Below are 23,877 nucleotides of genomic sequence, written 5' to 3'. Positions count from 1 at the left end.
GGCGTTTAGCGGGTGCTGCTTAAGCAATCGCGCCCGCTGCCCTTGGCGTGGTAGAGGGCCTCGTCGGCGCGGGCGTAGCAACTGGCGATGTCGTCGTCGGGCCGCAGCTCGGTCAGGCCGATCGAGCAGGTGTAGCCCAGTTCCGGCTTGGCCGCCAGCGGGCGGTCCAGCCGCGCGGCGGCGAGAATCCGTTCACAGCACTGTTCCGCCTCGAGCAGCGAGGTTTGCGGCAGCAGCAGCATGAATTCCTCGCCGCCCAGCCGTCCGAAGCCGTCTCTTTGCCGCAGTTGGGCGCGCGCGGCCTGGACGAAGCCGCAGATCACCTGGTCGCCGGCCGGATGGCCTTCCAGGTCGTTGATGCGCTTGAAGTGATCGAGATCGAGGATGGCGAGGCAGGCCGGCGCCGTGTGCCGCAGCCGCTGTTGCAGCAATAGTTGCAACAACTGCATCAAATGGGTGCGGTTGCTGATGCCGGTCATCGGATCGGTCTGAGCGGCGCGCAGCGCCACGTCCCGCTCCTGGCGCAGCGCGCGCCGGTCGGCGCGCAGCTCGGTGATGTCGCTGGCCTGGCACAGCATCCAGCCGTCCGCGCTCATGGTTTCGGTCATCCACATCCAGCGGCCGTCGCGCAGATCTGCCTCGAAAGCGCGGTAAGGCAGCTTGCCGCGACGCGAACAGGCGGAGCGCAGCCAGGTTTCAATATCGTCGGTTTCTATCCGCGAGCCCTGTCCCTGCCGATGGTTGCGCCGCATCAGTTCCGCCCAGCTCAGGCTTTCCTCCGGCGCCAGGAAGAAGCTCTGGCGAAAGGCCGTGTTGGCGTAGCGCAGCTTGTCGTGCTGGTCGAACAGCGCGACCAGGGTCGCGCTGTCGTCCAGCATGGCAAGCAGGGTGATGCAGAGGGCGTCCGTCATGGCGGTGGGCTACTCGAGCGTGTTTCAGTGAGTATCGTACCCGGCGGCCATGCTTGCCAAGGTAAGCGCCGCTCCTTGAACGGGCGCCGAGCGCCTGTTCAATGTTCGCTGCGCCTCGGCGAGGCGGCGTTGAAAACGGCTTGGGACCGCTCATCTGGCCGAGCCGCTGCAGCCACTGACGCCAAGGCTGGCTAGGCGCTTACAGCATGGCGAAGGCCGCCATCCCGACCAGCGCGCCGGTGGTGCCCAGGATGGTTTCCATCAAGGACCAGGTTTTCAGCGTCTGGGCCTCGTCGGCGCCGGTGAATTTGCCGAACAGCCAGAAGCCGGAGTCGTTGACGTGGCTGAGCACGATGGAGCCGCCGGCGATGCAGATGGACAGCGCCGCCAGCTGCGCGCCGGACAAGCCCATGGTCTCTACGGCCGGCAGCACCAGCCCCACCGTGGTCAGGCAGGCGACGGTGGCCGAGCCCTGGATCACCCTGACCGCGGCCGCCAGCGCGAAGCAGGCGACGGCGATGGGCAGGCCGGCGCCTATCAGCGCGTTGCCCAGCGCCGGTCCCACGCCGGAATCCACCAGCACCTGCTTGAACACGCCGCCGGCGCCGGTCACCAACAGGATGATGCCGGCCGGCTGCAGCGCGGCGTTGCAGATCTGCATGACTTGATCCTTGCTCATGCCGCGGCGGATGGCCAGGCCGTAGATGGCGATCAGGCAGGCGGCCAGGATGGCGCTGAACGGGTGGCCAATGAACTGCAGCCAGTGGAAGACAGCCGATCCCGGCGTCGCCAGATGGCTGCCCAGGGTCTTGCAGGCCACCATGAGCAGCGGAAACAGCACCAGGGCCAGGCTGAAGGCGAAGGAGGGCATGCGGCCGCGCTCCAGCGTCGGCTCGCTGATGTCGTCCGGCAGCGCCAGGCTGACGTGCCGGCTGATGAAGCTGCCGAACAGCGGTCCGGCCAGCAGCATGCCGGGAATCGCCGCCGCCAGCCCGATGACGATCATCCAGCCGAAGTCGGCCTGCATCTGCGAGGCCAGCAGCATGGGCGTGGGGCCGGGCAGCAGGAAGGCCGCCGCGGCGGCCACGCCGGCGAACAGCGGCACCGCCAGCTTGACCACATTGCCGCCGGTGCGGCGCGCCACCGCGAACACCACGCCTATCAGCAGCACGATGGCGACGTCGAAGAACAGCGGCAGCGCGCAGACCAGCCCGGCCACGCCCAGCGCGTAATGCGCGCGCCGTTCGCCGAAGCGGCTCAATAGTTGGCCGGCGATCTGATCGAGCGCGCCGGTCTCGTGCAGGATCTTGCCGAACATCGCGCCCAGCGCCACCACCACGGCGAGAAAGCCCAGGGTGCCGGCCATGCCTTTTTGCATGGTGTCGGCGATTTTCTCCACCGGCATGCCGGAAGCCACGCCGGCGCCGATGGAGACCAGCATCAGCGCGATGAAAGCGTGCAGGCGCGCCTTCATCACCAGCAACAACAGCAGGGCGACCGAGCCCAGCGCGGTCAATACCAGGGTTGCGATGGACATGTCAGCGCTCCCGGCGGGACTGGATCAGGCGCAGCGCGGCGGCGGCGACGCTGTCCAGTTCGGGACGGATGTCCAGGGTGTGGATGTCGGTCTCGTCCGGCCCCGGCTCTTCCAGCGCGGCGAATTGCGAGGCCAGCATGTCGGCTTTCTGGAAATGGCCTTGCCGGGCCTGCAGCCGCTGCAGGATCAGGTCGAAATCGCCTTTCAGGTACAGGAAGGACAGCTGGGGATTGCCGGCGCGCAGTTGGTCGCGGTAGCGCCGTTTCAACGCGGAGCAGACGATGACGGACAGCGCGTTGCTGCGTTGCATGGCGTAGGCGGCGTCGCTGAGCGCGGCGAGCCAGGGGAGGCGGTCGGAGTCGTCCAGCGGCGTTCCGGCGGCCATTTTGTCGATATTGGCGCGCGGGTGCAGGAAGTCGCCGTCGAGCACGGCGCATGTCAGGTGTTGGGCCAGCCGCGCGGCGAGCGCGGACTTGCCGCAGCCGGAGACGCCCATCAGCACGTAAACCTGATGTGGTGTGGAATTCATGAAGCCACTCCAATGAGTTGTCGGATGGTATGAAGGCGGATCGTGATTGTTACCGGTAACATTATGCCGATAACAATATGTCGGCTTTGCGGCGCGCAGGCAAGCGTTTTGAGCGCCGGGCTTGATCCGGAGCCGGCGTCATCGCTTGAGGGCTTGATTGCTAAGGGATTTTACGGGGAGGCCGGTGTCGTATTCCAGCACCGGCTTAGAAAGTGTTTACGATCTCGTGGGCAAAAGCGAGACAAGGCGTTGCGGCTGAGAATGCGGAATGCACGAGTGGTACATGAGCATTTCGAAGAGGGTTTCAACGTCGTATCGCCGCAGCGCAGCAGATCGTAAACAGGTTCTTAGACGCTGCCGCCCAGGCTCAGGGTATAGCCCAGGTCTACGACCGGATCGGCGTAACGCTGGCCGTGGATGCGGCCGAGCAAGCGTTGCGCCGCCAGCCGGCCGATCTCTTCGCGCGGAGTGGCCACGCTGGCCAGTCGCGGATGCAGCGCGGCGCCGATGTCCAGCGCGTTGAAGCCGGCGACGGCGATGCGTTGCGGCACCGCCATGCCCATGGCCTGGGCCTCCAGCAAGGCGCCGGCGGCGATGTCGTCGTTGGTGCAGAACACGCCGTCCAGGTCCGGCGCGGCGGCCAGGGCCTGGCGCAGCATTTCGCCGCCCAGCTGAAAGCTGGAATGCTGCTCGGTCTGTATTTCCATCGGCAGCAGCCCGGCTTGCTCCATCGCCGAGCGGTAGCCGGCGGCGCGCAGCCGGGTGCGGCGGTCGAGGCGGGCGGCCAGGTAGGCGATGCGCCGCTTGCCGCGCGCGATCATCGCCCGGGTCATGTCCTCGGCGGCGGCCTGATGGTCCAGGCCCACGGCCAGGTCTATGGGCTGGGACGGCAGCTCCATCACCTCCACCACCGGAATCGCCGCCACCTGCAACATGCGCAAGGTGCGTTCGGAGTGGACGGTTTCGCACAGGATCAGTCCGTCCACCTGGAAGGACAGCAGCTGCTCCACTTGCCGGGTTTCCTGTTCGACGTCGTAGCAGTAATGGCCGTACAGCGTATGGTAGCCGGCCTCGCGGGTCATGGATTCGACGCCGTGAACCAGGCTGGAGAACACCTGGTTGGACATCGACGGCAACAGCACGCCGATGGCGCGGCTCTTGGCGCGGGCCAGCAGGTCCGGCACCCGGTTCGGGATATAGCCCAATTGCTCCATCGCGCCGGCGATGCGCTGGCCGGTGGCGTCCGACACCAGGCTGGCGTTGCGCAGATAGCGGCTGACCGTCATCTTGGAGGTGCCAACCCGGTCGGCGATGTCCTGCAGCGATGGGCGGCGCGGCTTATCGCTCATGGCGCGGGCCCGGCAAGGCGGGAACGGGAGCGGCGGCTTCCGTGGACGGGGCGAACGGCGCGAAACAGGTCATGCGGGCATCGGGCTCCCAAGGCGGCGTGATCAGGTGGGGCAAGCCGCGATTGTAGACCGATTTCCGTCAAATGAGCTATGGCCAGTGGATGGCCGTGGCGGCAGCGCCAAGTTTTTTGGCATAAAACCGCGTTTGGGCGCCGGCGCGGCGCGCGCTAGTCCGCCGGCAAGCCCAGCAAGCGGCGCAGATTGTCGATCACCTGCTGGCGTCTGGCCTGTTCCAGCTGGTAGTCGCGGTCGGCGGCGGCGATGTCGGCCGCGCAGTGCGGGCAACAGGTCTCGTCGGGGTGGATGTATTGCTGGCACTGCCGGCACAGCGCCAGCTTGGTCGGCGGCCGGCCTTCGCGCGGCGCGGCCTTGCCCTTGTTCTTCCAGCTCAGGGCGATGACCTGGCCGCTGCGGCTGACGCGGCTGATCTCCTGGCCGCTGGCGATGTCCTCGGTAATCAGGTCGAAGCGTCCGACGGCGAAGGAGGCCGGCGCGGCGTCCTGCAGTTTGACGATGCGTTCGCGCAGGCCCTGTTTTTCCAGCTCCAGCGCGCGGTAATGGCAGTAGGGGTTGTTGCCGGGCTTGCCCAGCAGCGAGTGAGAGGTCCAGGTGCAGCCGCCGCGGCAGACGTCGTTGTAGTAGCAGCTTCGGCAATAGCCCCACAGATCGTCCACCGAGCGCAGGCGGCCGAAATGGATGCCCTCGCTATGGTGCCAGATGTCGTCCAGGCTCATGTCGCGCACATTGCCGCCGGAAAAGCCGACGGTGGCCAGCGAGGGACAGCCCTTGACGGTGCCGTCCGCCTCCAGCGCCAGCACGGTCTGGCCGGCGGCGCAGCCGCTCCAGTGCACCCGCTCGTCGCCGAAGCCGCGCCACAGCCGCTCGTAGGGACCGTAATAACCGATATTGTTGCCCACGTTCATCAGCAGGCCGCGCTCCACGCCCTCGCGGTAAAGCCGGGCCAGCAAGGGCATCAGCTCCAGCAGCTGGTAGGGCTGCAGCAGCAGCTCGTCGTGGTCCACCGCGTTGCCCATCGCCACCGTCAGCTGGATCTGCCAGTGGGTGGCGCCCAGTTCGATGATCTGGTCCATCAGCGCCGGCAAGTCAGGCATGGTGGCCGCGCCGATCTGGGTGTTGACGCTGACGGCGAGGCCGGCCGCCTTGGCGCGGCGCAAGGCGTCCACCGCCTTGTCGAAAGCGCCCGGCACATTGCGCACCTTGTCGTGCAGGGGGGGCAGACCGTCCAGCGACACGCCGACGCCGTTGAGGCCCGCGTCTATCGCCTGTTGCAGCCGGGCCGGGTTCAGATTGCGGCCGCCGGTCTGGATCGCGCAATACATGCCGTGGCCGCGGATGGCGCGGATCAACTGGGTCCAGTCCTTGCGCAGATAGGCTTCGCCGCCGATCAGGGTGATCTCGCGGGTGCCCAGCGCCGCCAGCGCGTCTATCACCTCCAGGCATTCGGCGGTGGACAGTTCGTTGGGGCGGCGATGGCCGGCGCGGGAGCCGCAGTGCAGGCATTTCAGGTCGCAGGCCAGCGTGATTTCCCAAACCACGTGCACCGGGACGTAGCGTTTGAAGTCTTCGTCGTCCAGATAACGGGCCGGGCGGACGGCGGGGCGGTCATCGAGCATGGGCGGGTCCTTGAAAAGGGACGAGGAGCGCCCGAAGGGCGCTCCCGGACTGACTACGCGGCGTCGGTCAATGCCTGCCTTCAAGGCGGGCGATTTCAGCATGCAGCTGTTTCAGCGCGGCTTCGATATTGTCGTGCTGCTTCAGCTGCTCTTCCGCCTGGCCGGCCAGCGACTTCATCTGCGCCAGATTGTCGCTGGCGCGCGACTGCTGCAGCGCGGCGGCGTATAGCGGGATGGGGTGCGGGTAGGGCTTGCTGCCGGAGCGCTGCTCCGGGTGCAGGGCCGGCGCCTCGGTGACGATGGCGTGAGCGACGGTGTGCCAGGCGTCCTGGTAGAAGAAGCGATAGCTGGCGTGGCCGTCCTGCCAGTCCTGATCGAGGATGCCTTGCAGGTGGAAGGTTTCGGCGATCTGGCTATTGGGCGAACTGGGGCTGCCGTCCAGCGACAGCACGATGTGGTGCTCGGCCGACGGATCCAGCTTGGCCTGGCTGTAGTGTCCCCAGACATTGGCCTGGAACCGCAGCGGCGGATTGACGCTCTGGGTGATGCTGGCGTGGCCGCTGATCTTTTTCTGCGGCGTGTCGACCAGCAAATCCAGGGTCAGGACCGGCGCGCCCAGCACCGGTTGGGAGATGAGGTAACGGACATGGAACAATCCTGTTGCTGACATGGAGCACTCCTTGACGAATGGGAAGGAATCGGCGCGCGCGCCTGTTTATTTGCGGTCCAGCTTGGTGATTTCCGCCTTCAGCGCATCCAGTTCCTTGCGCAGTTGCGGCTGGGCGTCCAGCTGCTGTTTGGCGTAAGCGGCCAGGGTTTTCATATGGGCCAGGTCGCCGCTGGCGATGGCGCTTTGGATCGGCACGCCGTACAAGGCCATGATGGGCGGATTGGGCAGGATCACCGGGCCGGGTTCCAGCGGCAGCGGGAAATAGCGGGATTTCAGTTCCGGGTTCAGCTTGGCCGGCACATTGTCCACTTCCACCCATTTGGAGCCGTCGAGATAGCTGTAATTGGCGATGCCCTTTTTCCAGTCGTGGCTGAGCACCAGGTGCAATTTGAAGTTGGTGGTGTTGCCGTTGTGGCCTTGGGCGGAGATCAGAATGCGGCCCTCATTGGTCGGCACCACGCCCAGGTAGGCGTATTGGCCGTGAACATGGGAGTGCAGGTTCAGCGGCGGGTGGAGGCTTTGGTTGACGATGTGGGCGCTGCCGGTCACCGAGTGGGTGGGGGGCGCCACCAGCAGGTTCAAGAGCAGCGTCGGAGCGCCTGCCAGATCGTTGCCGATGAGGTAGCTGACGGGAAACAAGCCGATGTCGGTTTGCGCGGTGTCTGACATAAATCCTCCGGATGATTAAGTGATGTCCAGGCGGCGAGCCGTTTCGGCCCGAGATGCCGCTGGAGCGGGGCGGGTGTTCAGGGGCCTGGAGGCTGTTCAAAGTCTCGCGAGTAGGAAGGAGGCAAGGCGAAAACAGCTGAGAAAGCGGATGTGCAAGCGCTACATCAGCATTTCTGAGGTGTGCTCACCGTGCTGCTGTCACGACGCGCGGCAGACGTTGAATCGCTTCTTAGCGCCGTTCCAGGCGGGAAATTTCCTGCTTCAGCTGATCGACGGCGGTGTGCAGGTCGCCGTATTGGCGCAAATGCTGTTCGCCTTGTTCCAGCAGGGTTTTCATCTGCGCCAGATTGCCTTCGGCAATCGCTTGGTGAATGGCTACGCCATAGGGCAGCGTTTGATGCGTGGGAAGATGGCTCATGAGTCGACCTGTTCCTTGGAACCTGTTTACGATCTGCTGTGCGTCGGCGATACCGCGTTAAAAACAAACTCAAAATGCTCATGTACCGTATGTACACTCCGCTTTTTCGCTTGTTTTCGCCTTGGCTCGCGAGATCGTAAACACGTTCTTCGCGCGGATTGACGGAATGGCGGACGGCAACGGGCCGACCGCAAAGGGCTGCCGGCCGAAGCCAGGCAGTGTTTATCGGTGTAGCAGTTGGGAGCGGGGGCGGACTGTTCTTAAGGACTGTTTTTATGAAAAACAAATACTTAAGTGAAATTACCGAGCCGCTGGAACGCGGCCCGGAGCAAGGAGGGCGGGTTTAAAACCGGGTGGAGGGGCGGGCCAGATAGAACCATTCCTGGCCGCTTGGCGACTGGGGGTTGGGAAAGACGACGCGGCCGTCGTCCAGCGGCGTCACCGGGCTGCCGTCGGCGCGCCAGCCTATCGTTTCGCCGCGGCTCACCGGGTCGAAGCTGGCCCAGTCGCGGGCGAAGCGGTCGCCGTCGTCAAGCTTGTCCACCACCTCGTACAGGCTGAGCGCCTCCAGCGGGCCGGGGGCGGGCGGCGGCGCGTCTATCATGCCCAGGTGGGCCAGCGTGTTGACGACGGCCTGGTAGGCGACGCGCGGCGCGGCCGGGTCGCCGTGTTGGCCGCATTCCAGCGTCAGCGCCCAGCCGCCTTGCCGGCGCATGTACTCGGTGGTGCCGACGCCGTAGCGGGCGTCGCCGCCGGCGGTCTTGTCGCGGCGGCTGACGCCCAGCGCGTAAGTGGACAGCCAGCCGTCCACGACGCGGGACACGCCCAGCCGCTGCGCCAGCGCCTCTTCCCGCGCGGCCAGGGCGAAGGGTTCGAGTTCGCCGGCGTTGTCGCGCGGGCCGAGAAACACGAAGGGCTGGCCCTGGGACTGGAAGGAGTGCAGGTCCAGCAAGACCTCGTGCTCCGCCAGCAAGGGGCACAGCCAGTTGGCGACATGGTCTTCGAAATCGCCCGGCGCGTCGCGGGGTGCGAGATTGCGGTTCAGATTGCGTTCGCCGCCGCGCTGGCCCAGCTGGAAAGCCAGCGGGTTGACCACCGGAACCAGGGTCAGCCGACCGGCGCAGAGCGCCAGCGCGCCTTGTTCCAGCTCGGCCATCAGGCGGCGGATGGCCAGCGTGCCGCAGCCCTCGTTGCCGTGTACGGCGCCGGTGACGATCAGGCGCGGGCCGGCCCGCAAGCCCTGATAACGGTGGCTGGCGAAATGGGTCGGCCAGGCCGGGTTTATTTGAGCCATACGTCCTCGAAGTCGAAAGAGCCGTTGGGGTTCATCACGAAGCCCTGCACATTGTTGCGCAGCGGAATGTAAATGCGCGAATGGGCGATGGTGATCCAGGGGCGCTCGTATTTGAAAATCTCCTGGGCTTTCAAATAGTACTGGGCGCGCTGCTTCTGCTCGGTGGCTTGCCGGCCGAGCAGCAGCAGCTGGTCGAACTCCTGATTGCAGAAGCGCTGGCCGCCCTTGCTGACGCTGCAGGACAGGGCGTTCCACAGGAAGTCGTCCGGATCGCCGGAGTTGCTGGTCAGGCCGGACATGTAGACGTCGTGTTCGCCGGCGGCGGCGCGCTTCAGGTATTCGCCCCATTCGTAGGAGCGGATATTGGCCTTGACGCCGATCTTGGCCCAGTCCTGCTGGATCATTTGCGCCATCAGCTTGCCGTTGGGATTGGTGGGGCGCTGCACCGGCAGCGCCCACAGATCGACGGTGAAGCCGTTGGGATAGCCCGCCTGAGCCAGCAGCGCCTTGGCTTTGACCGGATTGTATTCGTTTCGGGTTTTGGGGTTCCAGCTCCAGGTGGACGGCGGATAGGGATTGACCGCCTGGGTGGCGCCGCCCTTGGGGAACATCGCCTTGAACAGGGCGTCGCGGTTGATGGCGATGTCCAGCGCCACGCGCGCTTCGCGCTTGGCGAGTTGCGGCCGCTTCAGATTGTAGGCCAGATAGGAAATGTTGCTGGCGCCGGTGGCGGCGATCTTGATGTTCTTATCTGTGCTCAGGGCGTCCAGATCGGATTCGCGCACCGCGGCGGCCACCTGGCATTCATTCGCTTTCAGTTTCTGGATGCGCACTTGCGGGTCGGTGACGATGGCGAAGATCAGGCTGCGGGTTTTCTGCTGCGGGCCCCAGTATTCGGGATTGGCCTCGTAACGCACGGTCGAGTCCTTGGCGTAGCTCTTGAAGCGGTAGGGACCGGTGCCTATGGGCAGCAGATTGATCTGGGCGGGCTTGCCGGCCTGCAGCAACTGTTGGGCGTACTCCGCCGACTGCATGCCGGCGAAGCCCATCGCGAAAAAGGTCAGGAAGGTGGCGTTGCGCTCCTTCAGCCGGATCTTGACGGTGTGCGGGTCCAGCTTCTGCACCGAGGCTATCAGCTTGACCAGGCCGTAACCGTCCGGGCCGGTCAGCGGGGTCTTGAAGGCCTGGTTGAACGGCAGGTCGGGCTGGATCCAGCGATTGACGGTGAAGACCACGTCGTCGGCGGAGAAGTCGCGGCTGGGCTTGAAGTAATCGGTTTGATGGAATTTGACGCCGCGGCGCAGCTTAAAGGTGTACTCCAGTCCGTCCGCCGACACGCTCCAACTTTCCGCCAGCCCCGGGCGCAGCGCCACGCCGCCGCGCTTGAATTCGGTCAGCCCCTGGAAGACGGGCTTGACGATGTTGTAGGTGGAGGCGGTGTCCCACATCGCGGGGTCGAAGCCTTCCGGTGCGGCTTCCGCGCAAAAGACCAGCGGCTTGGCCGCCAGCGCGGCGGCGGGCAAGGCGCCGGCCAGCAGCAGGGAAAGGGAGAGGATCGATTTTGTCATTTACGCTATCCTGAGTTCTTGTTCGCGGCGAGCGAATTGTCCGTCATACACCGCTGTCGGTCCAAGGTCTTGGCAAATGGTTCCCGAAAGCGGACGCCGACCTCGCGGTTTGGCGGACTTTGCGAGGGGGCGGAGATGAAGGGATCGAGGGTGATCGTCGTCGGCGCCGGCGTGATCGGTCTGTGCAGCGCGTGGCGGCTGGCGCGGGCGGGCTGGTCGGTCACGGTGCTGGAGCGGCGCGCAGAAGCGGCGGCCGGCGCCAGCCACGCCAACGGCGGCCAGCTAAGCTACAGCTATGTCGCGCCGCTGGCCGACGCCGGGGTGCCGGCCAAGGCGCTGGCCTGGCTGCTGAGCGCTGACGCGCCTATGCGCTTGAGCCTGCGTTGGGACGCCGACCAATGGCGCTGGCTGTGGCGTTTTTACCGCGCCTGCAACGGCGAAGCCCATCGCGCCGGCGCCGCCCAGCTGTGGCGTTTGGCGCAAGACAGCCGGCTCTTGCTGGAAGGCTTGCGCGCGGAGGGACTGGACGGCTTTGACTGGCGGCGCAACGGCAAGCTGGTGCTGTACCGCGGCGCGGCGGCGCTGGAGCATGCGCGCCGGGGCGCGGCGGTCTTGAGCGAACTGGGCGCGCGCCAGCGCTTGCTGGACGCGGACGGCTGCCGCGAACTGGAGCCGGCCTTGAGCGGGCTGAGCGGGCCGCTGGCCGGCGGGGTGCACACGCCGGACGAGGAGGTGGCGGACTGCCGGCTGTTCTGCCTTGCCCTGCAGCGGAGGATGCTCGACGAGGGCCTGGACGTGGAGTTCCGCTTCGGCGAGGACGTCGGCGGTTTCGAGCTGGCCCAGGGGCGGGTGCGGCAAGTCTTGCTGCCCGGAGAAGCTTTGCCTTGCCGGCATCTGGTGCTGGCCGCCGGCGTCGGCGGCGCGGCGCTGGCGCGCAAGCTGGGCCTGCGGCTGTCGCTCTACCCCTTGAAGGGATACAGCCTGGACATGCCGGCGGGAGACTGCGCGCCGGTCCTCAGCGTCACCGATTTCGAGCGCAAGACCTTGTACGCGCCGATAGGCGGGCGGCTGCGGGTCGCCGCGGCGGCGGACCTGGTCGGCTACGATGAAAGCCCGGATCCGCGGCGCGTGGCCGGCTTGCGCAGGCAAGTGGAGCGGGACTGGCCGCGGGCGGGCCGCTTGGAACAGGCGGCGGAATGGGCCGGCTTGAGGCCGGCCACGCCGGACGGCGTGCCCGTGATAGGACGCGCGCGCGGAGGGCCGGCCAATCTCTGGCTGAACCTTGGACACGGCGCCTTGGGCTTTACCTTGGCCTTGGGCAGCGCCGAGCGGCTGGCGCGGGAGATGGCCGAAGTATGAAGGAAGGGAGCGGGGCGAGCATGAAAGCGGTCATCGGCGTGGAGGAGTTGGCGGCGCATCCGGAGTATTTGTCGATAGCGGATCTAGACGGGGTGAAACTGGACCTGCGCTATGCCTGCGCCAATAATTTCGTGGGACGCAATCTGTACGGCGACGCGGCGCCGGCGCTGCTGCACCGCCGCGCCGCCGAGCGCCTGGCCATGGCCGCGCGCGCGCTGCGCCGGCAGCGGCCCGGTTTCAGTTTGCTGGTGTTCGACGCGCTGCGGCCGGGAAGGGTGCAGCGGGTGTTGTGGGACATCGTCAAGGACACCCCGCAGCGCATCTACGTCGCCGATCCGGCGCGCGGCTCGATTCACAGCTTCGGCATGGCGGTGGACCTGAGCGTGGAGGACGACGGCGGGCGCGAGCTGGACATGGGCACCGGCTTCGACGACTTTACCGAGCTGGCGCAGCCGCAGCGAGAGACGGAACTGCGGCAGGCCGGGAGGCTGGGCGAGGCGCAGCTGGCCAATCGCCTGCTGCTGCGCCATTGCATGAGCCAGGCCGGCTTCAGCGGCATCGCCACCGAATGGTGGCACTTCGAGGCGGCGGATCGCGACTGGGTGCGCGCCCACATGCTGCTGATCGAATAAGAGGGCGTGAGCCTGGCTAATGCCCATGTGCCCGTTGAGCATCCCGCTTTCTCCGTGGTTTTCGCCTTGTCTCGTTTTTGCTCGCGGGGCTTTGAGCGGGCGCTAATGCCGCCGCGCCGGCGGCTTTATGCCCGGCAGGCATTTAGCAAACGGCGGGTTTTCAGGCAATATGGCCGCTGGTCTTATCCTTAGAAGCACCCGCAGAGACTCTCCAATGGCATCCGACAATACCGAACAAGCCTGTTGGCACCCGGAAACCCAGGCAATCCGCGGCGGCCGCGAAATCAGCGAATATCGCGAACACAGCCAAAGCCTGCATCTGACTTCCAGCTTCACCTACGATTCGGCGGAACAGGCCGCCGCCATGTTCCTGGGCGAACTGGACGGCTACACCTATTCCCGCTTCACCAATCCCACCGTCGCCGCCTTTCAGCAGCGGCTGGCGCTGATGGAGGGCGGCGAGCGCGCCATTGCCACCGCCACCGGCATGGCGGCGATCCAGGCCATCATGATGAGCCTGCTCAAGGCGGGCGACCACATCCTGTCCTCGCAGAGCCTGTTCGGTTCCACCACCAATCTGTTCGCCGGCCTGCTGGCGAAGTTCGGCGTGGAAACCACCTTCGTCGACGCCACCGATCTGCAAGCCTGGCGCGACGGGATGCGGCCCAATACTCGCTTGTTGTTTCTGGAGACGCCGTCCAATCCCCTGACGGAAATCGCCGACATCGCCGCCATCGCCCAGATCGCGCATCAGCGCGACGCCTTGCTGGTGGTGGACAACAGCTTCTGTTCGCCCGCCTTGCAGCAGCCCTTGAAGCTGGGTGCCGATCTGGTGATGCATTCCGCCACCAAATACCTGGACGGGCACGGCCGGGTGATGGGCGGCGCGGTGGTGGGCGGCGACGCTTTGATCGAGCAGATCTACCTGCACGTGCGCACCGCCGGGCCCACGCTGGCGCCGTTCAACGCCTGGGCGCTGCTCTCCGGCATGGAAACCCTGCACTTGCGGATGGAGAAACACAGCGCCAACGCGCTGGAACTGGCGCGCTGGCTGGAGGCGCAGCCGGCGGTGGAGCGGGTGTTCTACCCGGGACTGGCCAGCCATCCGCAATACGAGTTGGCTTTGCGCCAGCAAAACGGCGGCGGCGCGGTGGTGTCCTTCGTGGTCAAGGGCGGCAGGGCGGAAGCCTGGCGGGTGGTGGACCGGGTCCAGCTGATTTCCCGCACCGCCAATCTGGGCGACGTCAAATCCACCATCACCCATCCGGCGTCCACCACCCACGCCCGCATCACGCCGGAAGCCAGGGCCAAGGCCGGCATTGTGGAAGGCCTGTTGCGGGTAGCGGTGGGCTTGGAGCATGTCGAAGACCTGAAGCGGGATTTGGCGCGCGGCCTTGACTAAACGCTTTCAACATGTGTTTCATTCAAACGGCAGTCTAAAATCAAGACTGCCGCTTTTGTTGCCGCCCCTGAGAGTTTGGCCCGAGCGCTGTCGAGACATGTCTTGACATTCATCAAATTAAAACGTAAGTTTGAAACGCTTGTTCGAAAGCTGAAATGAGCAAGACCATAAAACCAGCAAATACAAAAAAGGCACTGGAGAACATGGAAGCAAGCCGCCCCGATACCGCCACCCGCATTCTGGACGTTGCAGAACGCTTGTTTGTGGAGCACGGTTTCGAAGCGACCTCGCTGCGCATGATCACCCAGCAAGCCGAGGTAAACCTGGCCGCGGTGAATTACCACTTCGGCTCCAAGGACGCGTTGTTCGAGTCCGTGTTCATGCGCAGGCTGGCCCCGTTGATAGCGGACTGCCTAGCGGAACTGGACAAGCTGGAGGCGGAGGCCTCGGAGGAGAAACTCGCAGTGGAAGGCCTGGTGCTGTCGTTCATACGGCCCTGCCTGTCGCTGTCCAAGGACCCGTCGCGCGGCGGGGCGATGTTCGTGCGCCTGTTGTCGCGCACCTTGGTGGAAAACCATCGTCTGTTGCGCGAAACCATCTCCCAGCAGTACAGCGTGTTCGTCCAGCGTTACAGTCGCGCGTTTCAGCGCGCCTTGCCCTTGCTGGACACGGAGCAGTTGGCCTGGAGAATGCATCTTGCGTTCAGCGTCATGTTCAATGCCTTCGCCGGCAACGACGTGCTGAAGATCTTCACGCGCAGTCAGATCGTCAGCGCCCGGGACCCGGACATGATCGTCAAATACCTCGTGCCCTTTGTCATGGCTGGCCTGGTCGCGCCCATGGAAGGCTGATTCCGGAGCGCAGGGCAGGACGCGCCGATCCCAGGCCGCGTCCCTTGCTGTTGCCGCCGGAATGGAAGGGTCAACACGAGGGTAAAACAAAATGATATCTGCCGTTGTTCTGGTCGTGCTGCTGGGCGCGCTGGCGTATTTCCGCGCGCCTGTTCTGGCCTGGACCGTGGGGCTTGCCGCCTGGCTCGCCGCGCTCCAGTTCGTCTTCCATTGCCCGCTGCCGCCGGCGGTCTGGGCTGTTTTCGCGGTGGTCGCCGCGGTTCTCAATCTTCCGCCGCTGCGCCGCGCCGTGTTCACCGGTCCGGTATTCGGCGTGTTCAAGAAAATCACGCCGGCGATGTCCCAGACCGAGCAGGAAGCCATCAACGCCGGCACGGTGTGGTGGGATCGCGACCTGTTTTCCGGCAAGCCGGACTGGAACCGTCTGCTGTCCTTCCCCGATCCCAAGCTGACGCCGGAAGAGCGGGCCTTCATCGACGGCCCCACCGAGCAGCTGTGCGCGATGATCGACGACTGGAAGATCACCCACGAGCTGAAGGACCTGCCGCCGGAAGTGTGGCAGTTCATCAAGGACAACGGCTTCCTGGGCATGATCGTCAAGAAGCGCTACGGCGGCCTGGAATTCTCCAATTACGCCCACGCCAAGGTGGTTACCAAGATCGCCACCCGCGGCGGCACCGCCGCGGTGTCGGTGATGGTGCCCAACTCCCTGGGGCCGGGCGAATTGCTGCAGCACTACGGCACCGAGGAGCAGAAGGACTACTACCTGCCGCGCCTGGCCAAGGGTCTGGAAATTCCGTGCTTTGCGCTGACCAGCCCTTACGCGGGCTCGGACGCCGGCAGCATTCCCGACTACGGCATCGTCTGCCGCGGCTCTTACACCCATCCGCGCACCGGCGAGCGTTTCGAAAACGTGCTCGGCCTGCGCGTCAGCTGGGAAAAGCGCTGGATCACCCTGGCGCCGGTAGCCACCATCCTGGGCCTGGCGTTCAAGATGTACGATCCCGAGCACCTGCTGGGCGATAAAGAGGACTTGGGCATCACCTGCGCGTTGGTGCCCACCGAACACGAGGGCGTGGCCATCGGCCGCCGCCATTTCCCCGGCGGCGCCGCCTTCATGAACGGCCCGACCTGGGGCAAGGACGTGTTCATTCCGCTGGACTGGATCATCGGCGGCCGCGAGTTCGCCGGCCAGGGCTGGCGCATGCTGGTTGAGTGCCTGTCGGTGGGGCGTTGCATCTCCCTGCCTGCGATGTCGGTGGCTTCCGGCAAGATGAGCACCTTCGTCACCGGCGCTTACGCGCGCATCCGCGACCAGTTCGGTCTGCCCATCGGCAAGTTCGAGGGCGTGGACGAGGCGATGGCGCGCATCGGCGGCTACACCTACCAGATGGAGGCCTCGCAGGATCTGGCGTTGACCGGCCTCGATACCGGCGAGAAGCCGTCGGTGCTGTCGGCCATCCTCAAGTACCACAACACCGAGCGCATGCGCAAAGCCATCAACGACGCGATGGACATCCATGGCGGCAAGGCCGTGGTGCTGGGGCCGCGCAACTATCTGGCGCGCGCCTACCAGGCGATCCCGATCGGCATCACCGTGGAAGGCGCCAACATCCTGACTCGTTCGATGATCATTTACGGCCAGGGCGCGATCCGCTGCCATCCCTTCGTACTGCGCGAGATGAAAGCGGCGATGGCCAATGACGGCAAAGAGTTCGACGCCGCCATCACCGGTCACATCAATTTCGTGATCAGCAATGTGGTCCGCTCGCTGTGGCTGGGCCTGAGCGGCGCCCGTTTCGCCGGCGCGCCGCGCGGCGGCGAGGTGGGTGCTTACTACCGCCGGCTGACTCGTTTCTCCAGCGCTTTCGCCTTGCTGTCCGACATGGCGATGTTCAGCCTGGGCGGCAGCCTGAAGTTCCGCGAGAAACTGTCCGCGCGTTTGGGCGACATGCTGTCCGGCCTCTACATCGCCTCTGCCTGCCTGAAGCGCTTCGAGCGCGACGGCGCGCCCAAGGAAGACCTGGCGGTGCTGCAGTGGTCGGTGGAAAACGCCTTGTACGACGTGCAGCAGGCGATGGACGGCTTCCTGGCCAACCTGCCCAGTCGCATGCTGGCGGCGGTGCTGCGTAAGCTGATCTTCCCGTGGGGCCTGACCTTGAAGCCGGCGTCCGATCGCGTCGGCACTCAGGTGGCGCGCGCGATGATGGAGCCGGGCGCAACGCGCGAACGGCTGACGCGCGGCATGTATCTGCCGAAAGAAGAGGGCGACGCCGTGGGCGTGCTGGCCCACGCGCTGGAAGCGGTGCTGGCCACCGAGCCGCTGGAGCAGAAGCTGCGCAAGCTGGCGCGCGACGGCAAGTTCGTTGCAGTGACCGCGCGCGAGCGCCTGGCGGAAGCCTTGGCGGCCGGCCTGCTCACCCAGGTCGAGTTCGACGCCGTCAGCCGCGCGCGCAAGCTCAAGCGCGACGTGATCATGGTCGACGATTTCGACAAGATGCTGGAGCAACATGACGACAAGCTGCTGCAACGCTTGATCTTCTGAGCATAAGGGGTAAGATTTGCCGGGATTCGTCCCGGCATTTCACGCCAGCGGCTGCTGTGGCGGCCGCTGGCGTGAAATGATGAAAAGTCGCCAAGGCCGAGCGACGAACAAGAACAAAGGAGTGAGCATGGACCGCCCTGAAGTCCGGATTCCCACGTTGCGCGTGCGCGCGCTGCCGACCAGCACCAACGCTTACGGCCGAGTCCAGGCCGGTTGGCTGATGAATCAGATCGACATGGCCGGCAGTCTTGACGCCGAGCGTTTGTCGCGCGGCCCGGTGACCACGGTGGCGGTCAATACCTTCCAATTCGCCGCGCCCATCCTGTTGGGCGATGTGGTGGATCTTTATGTGGAACGGCTGCGAATCGGCCAGAAATCCATCACCCTGAAAATTACCGTGGAAGCGGAGCGCATCGACGGCTCGCATGAGGCGATCACCGAGGTGGTCGCCACCTATGTGGCGGTGGATTGCGATGGAAAATCGCGTCTTTTGGGCGATATTTAGCCTAATTCAATGCTTTTTTGCGTGCTTGTTGCAGAAATGTCTCATTAAACGTTTGTTTGGAACAAACACTCCAAAACCTTGTGGAATTGCTCTAATTCTCTGGTAGCATCAAATATGACCAGTGCTTGTTATTGGTCGTCTAATACCTAAGAACACTTATATATAGCAAAGCCAAAGAGAGAGGGAGAACATGAAACTCAAGCACCTCAGCCTGTCCGTGATGGTCATGGGCGCAACATTCGGTCTAATGTCCACCCAGGCCGTGGCCTCGGGTTATCAGTTTGGTTCGCAGAGCGTGTCCGGCCAGGGCACCGCGCACGCCAACGGCGCCGAAGCCAACGATCCTTCCACCATTTTCAGCAACCCGGCCGGCCTGTCTCGGCTGGAGGGAACCCAGTTCTCTGGCGGCGCGACCCTGGTGGTGCCGCACTCCGAATACACCGACAACGGTTCGACCAATATTCTTGGGCAGTCGACCGGCGGCGGCAATGGCGGCTCTTTCGCGCCCAAGGCCGTGGCGGCACCCAACTTCTACCTGTCGCATAAACTGAACGACAAGATCAATCTGGGTTTGGGCGTGTTCGTGCCCTATGGCGCCAAGCTGGACTATGGCTTCGACTGGGCCGGTCGTTATGCCTTGAAGAGCGTGAATCTGCAGTCGTTCAATTTCAACCCGTCTATGTCGTTCAAGCTGGATGATCGCCATTCCTTTGGTTTTGGCATTTCCGCGCAATATATGGACGCCAAGCTGCAGCAGATGGCAGATGCGACTTCGGGCTTGGCATTAAAGGCTGCTGCTGCCGGCGGTATTACAGGTCCCTTTGGGCCAGGTGGCGCAACGGTAACGGTGACCAACCCTGCGCAGATCTCCGCGATCATGCGTGCAGGTGGAATTGGAGGGGATGGTCTGGCTGATGTCGAGGGCAATGACTGGGGATTTGGTTGGAATATTGGCTATATGTTCCAGTTGAATGAAAATACCCGATTTGGCTTGGCCTACCGTTCCAGCATCAAACAGTCGTTGACTGGGTCGTCCACTTGGACCTTCAATAATGTTAAAGGCAATGTGACGGTGGGGGGGGTGACTCTGCCGGCTGCAGTGGCGGCCAAGCTCGTTCACCCTAATGCCTCCGCCAAGGTTGATGTCACCACCCCGGAAACCGCATCTGCCAACTTCTTCCATCAGTTGAACCCGAAATGGGCGGTGATGGGCGATGTGACCTGGGTCGCCAACTCGCAGATGAAGGACATCGTGATCCAGCAATCCACGGTGGGTACCACTGCTCAGGGCGATATGGTGATCCACCAGAACTGGCGCGATACCTGGCGCGTGTCTCTGGGCGCCAACTACCAGTACAGCGATGCCTGGCTGTTCCGTGGCGGCGTAGCCTGGGAGCAGTCGCCGTTGCAGTCCGATAAAGATCGTCACCCGGCGCTGCCGGACAGCGATCGCCTGTGGCTGTCGCTGGGCGCCAACTACAAGATCAACAAGCAAAGCTCGGTTGACTTCGCCTACAGCTTCATCAATTTCGCTAACGCCAATGTCGATTACACCGACGGCTGCAGTCCGACTGGCAAGAGCCCGACAACCGGCGCGGCCTGCACCGGCAACGGCGGCACGGTGAAAGGCAGCTACAAGACCTATCTGCAACTGATCGGTCTGCAGTACAACTATCGGTTTTAATTGAATCGGCGCCGTTGGGCGCGCGGATTTCGGGTCGGGCGGGCGCCGTGGCGCTCGCCCGGTTTTTGCGTTTGCGGCGCTCCGGTTTTTCCGCTTGTTTTCTCCCTCAATTTTTCCACGTACCCCCTGTTTTTTTGCCCAAATTGGGTTAGACTTATTTGGGAGAAAAGCGAGTGTTTGATATTTTTCAATACAGGCTTTTTCCAGCTGCGCTTGAGCCGCCGCCAGAGTGGCTGCCGGCGCGGTTTTTCAGTAGATTGACGGATGTCCGCGGCGATGGGGCGACTTCTCCAGCGCCAGGCTTCCGGACGGGCCGGGCTTCACCATAATCACTTCCCGGCCGGTCAAGTTGTGCCGGCTGCAGCGGCGGCGCGCCGCCGACTCAGCGCAAGGACGAACAACGCCCGTCCTTGAAGCAGGCTGAGCAGGCGAGAGGGGCCTGTCTCATGTTGTGTTTCAACAAAACGAGGAAACCATGTCTCAAACCAAGTTCAACGTACGCAAGGTAGCCGTGCTAGGCGCTGGCGTGATGGGGGCTCAAATCGCCGCTCATCTGGTGAATGCCAAAGTTCCGACCATCCTGTTCGACTTGCCCGCCAAGGAAGGCGACAAGAACGGCATCGTGCTCAAGGCGCTGGAAGGCTTGAAAAAGCAGAAGCCGGCCCCCTTGGCCAACAAGGATGCCGTCAACCACATTCAGCCGGCCAACTACGACGACCACCTGCACCTCTTGAAGGATTGCGACTTGGTGATCGAAGCCATCGCCGAACGCATGGACTGGAAGGCGGACCTGTACCACAAAGTGGCGCCGCATCTGGGCGAGCACACCATTTTCGCCACCAATACTTCCGGCTTGTCGATCAACACGCTGGCGCAAAGCTGCCCGGACAATGTGCGTCCGCGTTTCTGCGGCGTGCACTTCTTCAATCCGCCGCGCTATATGCACCTGGTGGAAATCATCCCCTGCCTGACCTCGGACGCGCACATTCTGGATAATCTGGAGCGCTTCCTGGTGTCCAGCTTGGGCAAGGGCGTGGTGCGCGCCAAGGATACCCCCAACTTCGTCGCCAACCGCATCGGCGTATTCTCGATGCTGGCCACCATCGCCAACGCCGACAAGTTCGGCATTCGCTTCGACGTGGTGGACGATCTGACCGGTCCTCGCCTGGGCCGTCCCAAGTCGGCCACTTTCCGCACCGCCGACGTGGTGGGCCTGGACACCTTCGCCCACGTGGTTAAAACCATGCAGGACACCCTGCCGCAAGATCCGTGGCACGGTCTGTTCCAGACTCCGGAATGGATGCAGAAGCTGATCGCCGCCGGCGCGCTGGGCGCCAAGACCAAGGCCGGCATCTATAAGAAAGACGGCAAGCGCATGCTGGTGCTGGACCCGGCCAAGGGCGAGTACGTCGGCTCCGGCGAGAAGGGCGACGACGCGGTCAAGGAAATTTTGAAGATCGCCAATCCGGCGGAAAAATTCCAGAAACTGCGCGAGAGCAGCCATCCGCAGGCGCAATTCCTGTGGGCGTGTTTCCGCGACGTGTTCCATTACATCTCCCACCATCTGGCCGATATCGCCAACTGCGCGCGCGACGTCGACTTCGCCATTCGCTGGGGCTTCGGCTGGAGTGTGGGTCCGTTCGAGACCTGGCAGGCCGCCGGCTGGCAGCAAGTGGCCAAGTGGCTTGACGAGGACGTGAAGGCCGGCAAGGCGCTGAGCGCCGCCGCGCTGCCGGCCTGGGTGCTGCAGGGCGATCGCGCCGGCGTGCATTTCGCCGAAGGCTCTTACGATCCGGCCGGCAACAAGCTGGTGGGTCGTTCCGCGCTGGACGTGTACCAGCGTCAGCTGGCGCCGGCCAAGGTGTTGGGCGAGGCGTCCGCGCCCTTGGGCGAGACCGTGTTCGAGAACGAGGGCGTGCGCGCCTTCACCACCGGCGACGAAGTGCTGGTGGTGTCGTTCAAGTCCAAAGCGCACGCGATCGGCCCGGCCGTGATCGAAGGCCTGAACAAAGCCGTCGACATCGCCGAAGACCGCTTCAAGGGCCTGGTGATCTGGCAGACCGAGGAGCCGTTCTCCGTCGGCGCCGATCTGCAGTCTATGATGCCGGCCTTCATGATGGGCGATTGGGACGCGATCGACGCGACGGTGCGCCGCTTCCAGGAAACCTCGATGCGCCTGCGTTACTGCCAGGTGCCGACGGTGGCCGCGACCCAGGGCTATGTGTTCGGCGGCGGTTGCGAGTTCGCGATGCATTGCGACAAGACCGTGGCGGCGCTGGAGTCCTACGTCGGCCTGGTGGAAGTGGGCGTCGGCCTGCTGCCGGGTGGCGGCGGCTGCAAGGAGTTCGCGCTGCGCGCCGCTCAGGAAGCGCGCGGCGACGTGCTGGCCGCGCTGAAGGATTACTTCATGGCCATCGCCACCGCCAAAGTGGCCACCAGCGGTTTCGAGGCGCAGGAAATCGGCTTCTTCCGCAACGGCGACCCGGTGGTGTTCAACGCCTACGAGCTGCTGCACGTGGCCAAGCAGCAGGCGATCGCGCTGGCAGAAGCCGGCTATCGCCCGCCGCTCAAGGTCAAGGGCTTCCCGGTGGCCGGCCGCAGCGGCGCCGCGTCGATCAAGGGCCAGTTGGTGAACATGCTGGAAGGCAACTTCATTTCCAAGCATGACTTCTTCATCGCCGGCCTGATCGCCGACGTGATGACCGGCGGCGACGTCGAGGCCGGCACCCTGGTCAACGAGCAATGGATTCTGGACCTGGAGCGCAAGGCCTTCATGACCTTGCTGAAAAACTCCAAGACTCAGGACCGCATCGCCAATATGTTGACCACCGGCAAGCCGCTGCGCAACTAAGTGCTTGGGGACGATTCTGCTGCGCGAGCCGATATCGAATGCTGTGATGCTCGCCGTACCCCATGTACGGCTGCGCTTCTCGCTTCGATCTCGGCCCGCTCGCGACGAATCCTCCCGCAAGCGCGGCCAATAGCCAGATGAAAGGCCGCTTGATCGCCGCAAAGCCGATCAGGCGGCCGACAGGAGAATCGAAAATGAGCAAACAAGTACAAGAAGCTTACATCGTCGCCGCCACCCGCACACCGGTGGGCAAGGCGCCGCGCGGCATGATGCGTCATGTGCGCCCGGACGATATGCTGGCGCACGTGATTACCGGCGCGCTGGCCCAGGTGCCGAACCTGGACCCGAAGCTGATTTCCGACTGCGTGGTGGGCTGCGCCTTCCCGGAAGCGGAGCAGGGCCTGAACATGGCGCGCATCGGCGTGCTGCTGGCCGGCCTGCCCAATACCGTGGGCGGCATCACCATCAACCGCTACTGCTCGTCCGGCATCAACGCGGTGCAGATGGCCGCCGACCGCATCCGCCTGGGCGAAGCCGACGTGGTGATCGCCGCGGGCGCCGAATCGATGTCGCTGGTGCCGATGATGGGCAACAAAGTGTCCTTGAATCCGGAAATCTTCGCCAAGGACGAAAACTACGGCATCGCTTACGGCATGGGCCTGACCGCCGAGAAAGTGGCGCAGCAGTGGGGCGTGTCGCGCGAAGACCAGGACGCGTTCGCGGTGGAGTCGCACCGTCGCGCGCTGGCCGCGATTGACGGCGGCAAGTTCAAGAGCGAGATCACGCCGCTGGAGGCGACCTATCGCACGCCGAATCTGGAAACCGGCGAAGTGGCGGTCAAAACCCGCGTGCTGGACACCGACGAAGGCCCGCGCCGCGAGACCACGCTGGAAGGCCTGGCCAAGCTGAAAACGGTGTTCGACGCCAAGGGCTCGGTAACCGCCGGCAACTCTTCGCAGATGTCCGACGGCGCCGGCGCGGTGATTCTGGTGTCCGAGCGCGTGCTCAAGGAGTTCAATCTGACGCCGCTGGGCCGCTACGTCACCTTCGCGGTCAAGGGCGTGCCGCCGGAAATCATGGGCATCGGCCCGAAAGAGGCGATTCCCGCCGCTTTGAGCCAGGCCGGCCTGAAACAGGACGACCTGAAATGGGTCGAGCTGAACGAGGCGTTTGCGGCTCAGGCTTTGGCGGTGATCCGCGACCTGGCGCTGGACACCTCCAAGGTCAATCCGCACGGCGGCGCGATCGCGCTGGGCCATCCGCTGGGCGCCACCGGCGCCATCCGCACCGCCACTCTGGTGCACGGCATGCGCGACGCCGGTCAGAAGGGCTACGGCATGGTGACCATGTGCATCGGCACCGGCATGGGCGCCGCCGGCATCATCGAAGTGCTGTAAGCGGGATTTTCC

General features: G+C 64.4%; 19 protein-coding genes. 9 read left to right on the top strand and 10 right to left on the bottom strand.

The annotated features are described in order from the left end of the window. Positions 1-5: 5 nt before the first annotated feature. From JW897_RS04535 to JW897_RS04490, 10 genes are all read right to left on the bottom strand, one after another. Positions 6-911, bottom strand: a complete 906-nt coding sequence (locus JW897_RS04535) for a sensor domain-containing diguanylate cyclase (protein WP_048415467.1) — start codon at positions 909-911, stop codon at positions 6-8. 199 nt (positions 912-1,110) lie between these two features. Beyond that, positions 1,111-2,448 (bottom strand): gluconate transporter, encoded by a 1,338-nt coding sequence (gntU, locus tag JW897_RS04530; RefSeq protein WP_048415466.1) that lies wholly within the window; start codon positions 2,446-2,448, stop codon positions 1,111-1,113. Between the two features lies 1 nt (position 2,449). Next, on the bottom strand, positions 2,450-2,977 hold the full coding sequence (locus JW897_RS04525; protein ID WP_205465295.1) for a gluconokinase, GntK/IdnK-type: 528 nt from the start codon (positions 2,975-2,977) through the stop codon (positions 2,450-2,452). A 347-nt stretch (positions 2,978-3,324) separates the two neighbouring features. Next, positions 3,325-4,326 (bottom strand): substrate-binding domain-containing protein, encoded by a 1,002-nt coding sequence (locus tag JW897_RS04520; RefSeq protein ID WP_048414464.1) that lies wholly within the window; start codon positions 4,324-4,326, stop codon positions 3,325-3,327. A 227-nt stretch (positions 4,327-4,553) separates the two neighbouring features. Next, the gene (locus JW897_RS04515) at positions 4,554-6,020 is read right to left on the bottom strand and encodes a GDL motif peptide-associated radical SAM/SPASM maturase (RefSeq protein WP_048414465.1); all 1,467 of its coding nucleotides are present in this window, start codon (positions 6,018-6,020) and stop codon (positions 4,554-4,556) included. Positions 6,021-6,087: 67 nt separating this feature from the next. Beyond that, positions 6,088-6,690, bottom strand: a complete 603-nt coding sequence (locus JW897_RS04510; protein WP_048414466.1) for a DUF1842 domain-containing protein — start codon at positions 6,688-6,690, stop codon at positions 6,088-6,090. 45 nt (positions 6,691-6,735) lie between these two features. Next, positions 6,736-7,359, bottom strand: coding sequence for a DUF1842 domain-containing protein (locus tag JW897_RS04505; protein WP_048414467.1), 624 nt, complete (start codon positions 7,357-7,359; stop codon positions 6,736-6,738). Between the two features lie 229 nt (positions 7,360-7,588). Beyond that, the gene (locus JW897_RS04500; RefSeq protein WP_081547132.1) at positions 7,589-7,777 is read right to left on the bottom strand and encodes a DUF1843 domain-containing protein; all 189 of its coding nucleotides are present in this window, start codon (positions 7,775-7,777) and stop codon (positions 7,589-7,591) included. Between the two features lie 343 nt (positions 7,778-8,120). Beyond that, positions 8,121-9,071, bottom strand: coding sequence for a succinylglutamate desuccinylase/aspartoacylase family protein (locus JW897_RS04495; RefSeq protein WP_240352084.1), 951 nt, complete (start codon positions 9,069-9,071; stop codon positions 8,121-8,123). After that, the gene (locus tag JW897_RS04490; RefSeq protein ID WP_205465294.1) at positions 9,059-10,639 is read right to left on the bottom strand and encodes an ABC transporter substrate-binding protein; all 1,581 of its coding nucleotides are present in this window, start codon (positions 10,637-10,639) and stop codon (positions 9,059-9,061) included. The genes JW897_RS04495 and JW897_RS04490 overlap by 13 nt, the downstream gene beginning before the upstream one ends. Positions 10,640-10,774: 135 nt before the next feature. On the opposite strand from JW897_RS04490, the gene JW897_RS04485 reads away from it, so the two are divergent. The 9 genes from JW897_RS04485 to JW897_RS04445 all read left to right on the top strand — a co-directional run bounded on the left by JW897_RS04485 (position 10,775) and on the right by JW897_RS04445 (position 23,865). Further along, entirely contained in the window at positions 10,775-11,998 is a 1,224-nt protein-coding gene (locus JW897_RS04485) for a D-amino acid dehydrogenase (RefSeq protein WP_205465293.1), read from the top strand. Positions 11,999-12,018: 20 nt separating this feature from the next. Continuing rightward, positions 12,019-12,630: a M15 family metallopeptidase gene (locus JW897_RS04480; protein WP_205465292.1), complete on the top strand. Its 612-nt coding sequence runs from the start codon at positions 12,019-12,021 to the stop codon at positions 12,628-12,630. Positions 12,631-12,844: 214 nt separating this feature from the next. Further along, positions 12,845-14,032: an O-succinylhomoserine sulfhydrylase gene (locus tag JW897_RS04475; RefSeq protein WP_205465291.1), complete on the top strand. Its 1,188-nt coding sequence runs from the start codon at positions 12,845-12,847 to the stop codon at positions 14,030-14,032. A 203-nt stretch (positions 14,033-14,235) separates the two neighbouring features. Continuing rightward, positions 14,236-14,883, top strand: a complete 648-nt coding sequence (locus JW897_RS04470) for a TetR/AcrR family transcriptional regulator (protein ID WP_048414473.1) — start codon at positions 14,236-14,238, stop codon at positions 14,881-14,883. A gap of 91 nt (positions 14,884-14,974) precedes the next feature. Continuing rightward, entirely contained in the window at positions 14,975-17,428 is a 2,454-nt protein-coding gene (locus tag JW897_RS04465; RefSeq protein WP_205465290.1) for an acyl-CoA dehydrogenase, read from the top strand. Between the two features lie 127 nt (positions 17,429-17,555). Then, on the top strand, positions 17,556-17,933 hold the full coding sequence (locus JW897_RS04460) for an acyl-CoA thioesterase (protein WP_019102937.1): 378 nt from the start codon (positions 17,556-17,558) through the stop codon (positions 17,931-17,933). 190 nt (positions 17,934-18,123) lie between these two features. Beyond that, positions 18,124-19,617: an OmpP1/FadL family transporter gene (locus JW897_RS04455; protein WP_205465289.1), complete on the top strand. Its 1,494-nt coding sequence runs from the start codon at positions 18,124-18,126 to the stop codon at positions 19,615-19,617. Positions 19,618-20,092: 475 nt separating this feature from the next. After that, complete coding sequence (locus tag JW897_RS04450) at positions 20,093-22,468, top strand: 3-hydroxyacyl-CoA dehydrogenase/enoyl-CoA hydratase family protein (protein WP_048414476.1); 2,376 nt, start codon at positions 20,093-20,095, stop codon at positions 22,466-22,468. A gap of 194 nt (positions 22,469-22,662) precedes the next feature. Further along, on the top strand, positions 22,663-23,865 hold the full coding sequence (locus JW897_RS04445; protein ID WP_205465288.1) for an acetyl-CoA C-acyltransferase: 1,203 nt from the start codon (positions 22,663-22,665) through the stop codon (positions 23,863-23,865). Positions 23,866-23,877 lie beyond the last annotated feature (12 nt).

The organism is Chromobacterium alkanivorans, from assembly GCF_016937655.1.
GTDB classification, from domain to species: domain Bacteria; phylum Pseudomonadota; class Gammaproteobacteria; order Burkholderiales; family Chromobacteriaceae; genus Chromobacterium; species Chromobacterium alkanivorans.
Note: the sequence above shows the minus strand (reverse complement) of the source record. Positions and strands in the feature narration are given on the sequence as shown.

Bases quoted from the DNA above. Each gene is read 5' to 3' on its own strand.
- JW897_RS04475 (WP_205465291.1), top strand. From the start codon at position 12,845: ATGGCATCCGACAATACCGAACAAGCCTGTTGGCACCCGGAAACCCAG.
- JW897_RS04450 (WP_048414476.1), top strand. From the start codon at position 20,093: ATGTCTCAAACCAAGTTCAACGTACGCAAGGTAGCCGTGCTAGGCGCT.
- gntU (WP_048415466.1), bottom strand. From the start codon at position 2,448: ATGTCCATCGCAACCCTGGTATTGACCGCGCTGGGCTCGGTCGCCCTG.
- JW897_RS04445 (WP_205465288.1), top strand. From the start codon at position 22,663: ATGAGCAAACAAGTACAAGAAGCTTACATCGTCGCCGCCACCCGCACA.
- JW897_RS04500 (WP_081547132.1), bottom strand. From the start codon at position 7,777: ATGAGCCATCTTCCCACGCATCAAACGCTGCCCTATGGCGTAGCCATT.
- JW897_RS04495 (WP_240352084.1), bottom strand. From the start codon at position 9,071: ATGGCTCAAATAAACCCGGCCTGGCCGACCCATTTCGCCAGCCACCGT.
- JW897_RS04470 (WP_048414473.1), top strand. From the start codon at position 14,236: ATGGAAGCAAGCCGCCCCGATACCGCCACCCGCATTCTGGACGTTGCA.
- JW897_RS04520 (WP_048414464.1), bottom strand. From the start codon at position 4,326: ATGAGCGATAAGCCGCGCCGCCCATCGCTGCAGGACATCGCCGACCGG.
- JW897_RS04505 (WP_048414467.1), bottom strand. From the start codon at position 7,359: ATGTCAGACACCGCGCAAACCGACATCGGCTTGTTTCCCGTCAGCTAC.
- JW897_RS04510 (WP_048414466.1), bottom strand. From the start codon at position 6,690: ATGTCAGCAACAGGATTGTTCCATGTCCGTTACCTCATCTCCCAACCG.
- JW897_RS04465 (WP_205465290.1), top strand. From the start codon at position 14,975: ATGATATCTGCCGTTGTTCTGGTCGTGCTGCTGGGCGCGCTGGCGTAT.
- JW897_RS04525 (WP_205465295.1), bottom strand. From the start codon at position 2,977: ATGAATTCCACACCACATCAGGTTTACGTGCTGATGGGCGTCTCCGGC.
- JW897_RS04455 (WP_205465289.1), top strand. From the start codon at position 18,124: ATGAAACTCAAGCACCTCAGCCTGTCCGTGATGGTCATGGGCGCAACA.
- JW897_RS04490 (WP_205465294.1), bottom strand. From the start codon at position 10,639: ATGACAAAATCGATCCTCTCCCTTTCCCTGCTGCTGGCCGGCGCCTTG.
- JW897_RS04515 (WP_048414465.1), bottom strand. From the start codon at position 6,020: ATGCTCGATGACCGCCCCGCCGTCCGCCCGGCCCGTTATCTGGACGAC.
- JW897_RS04460 (WP_019102937.1), top strand. From the start codon at position 17,556: ATGGACCGCCCTGAAGTCCGGATTCCCACGTTGCGCGTGCGCGCGCTG.
- JW897_RS04535 (WP_048415467.1), bottom strand. From the start codon at position 911: ATGACGGACGCCCTCTGCATCACCCTGCTTGCCATGCTGGACGACAGC.
- JW897_RS04485 (WP_205465293.1), top strand. From the start codon at position 10,775: ATGAAGGGATCGAGGGTGATCGTCGTCGGCGCCGGCGTGATCGGTCTG.
- JW897_RS04480 (WP_205465292.1), top strand. From the start codon at position 12,019: ATGAAAGCGGTCATCGGCGTGGAGGAGTTGGCGGCGCATCCGGAGTAT.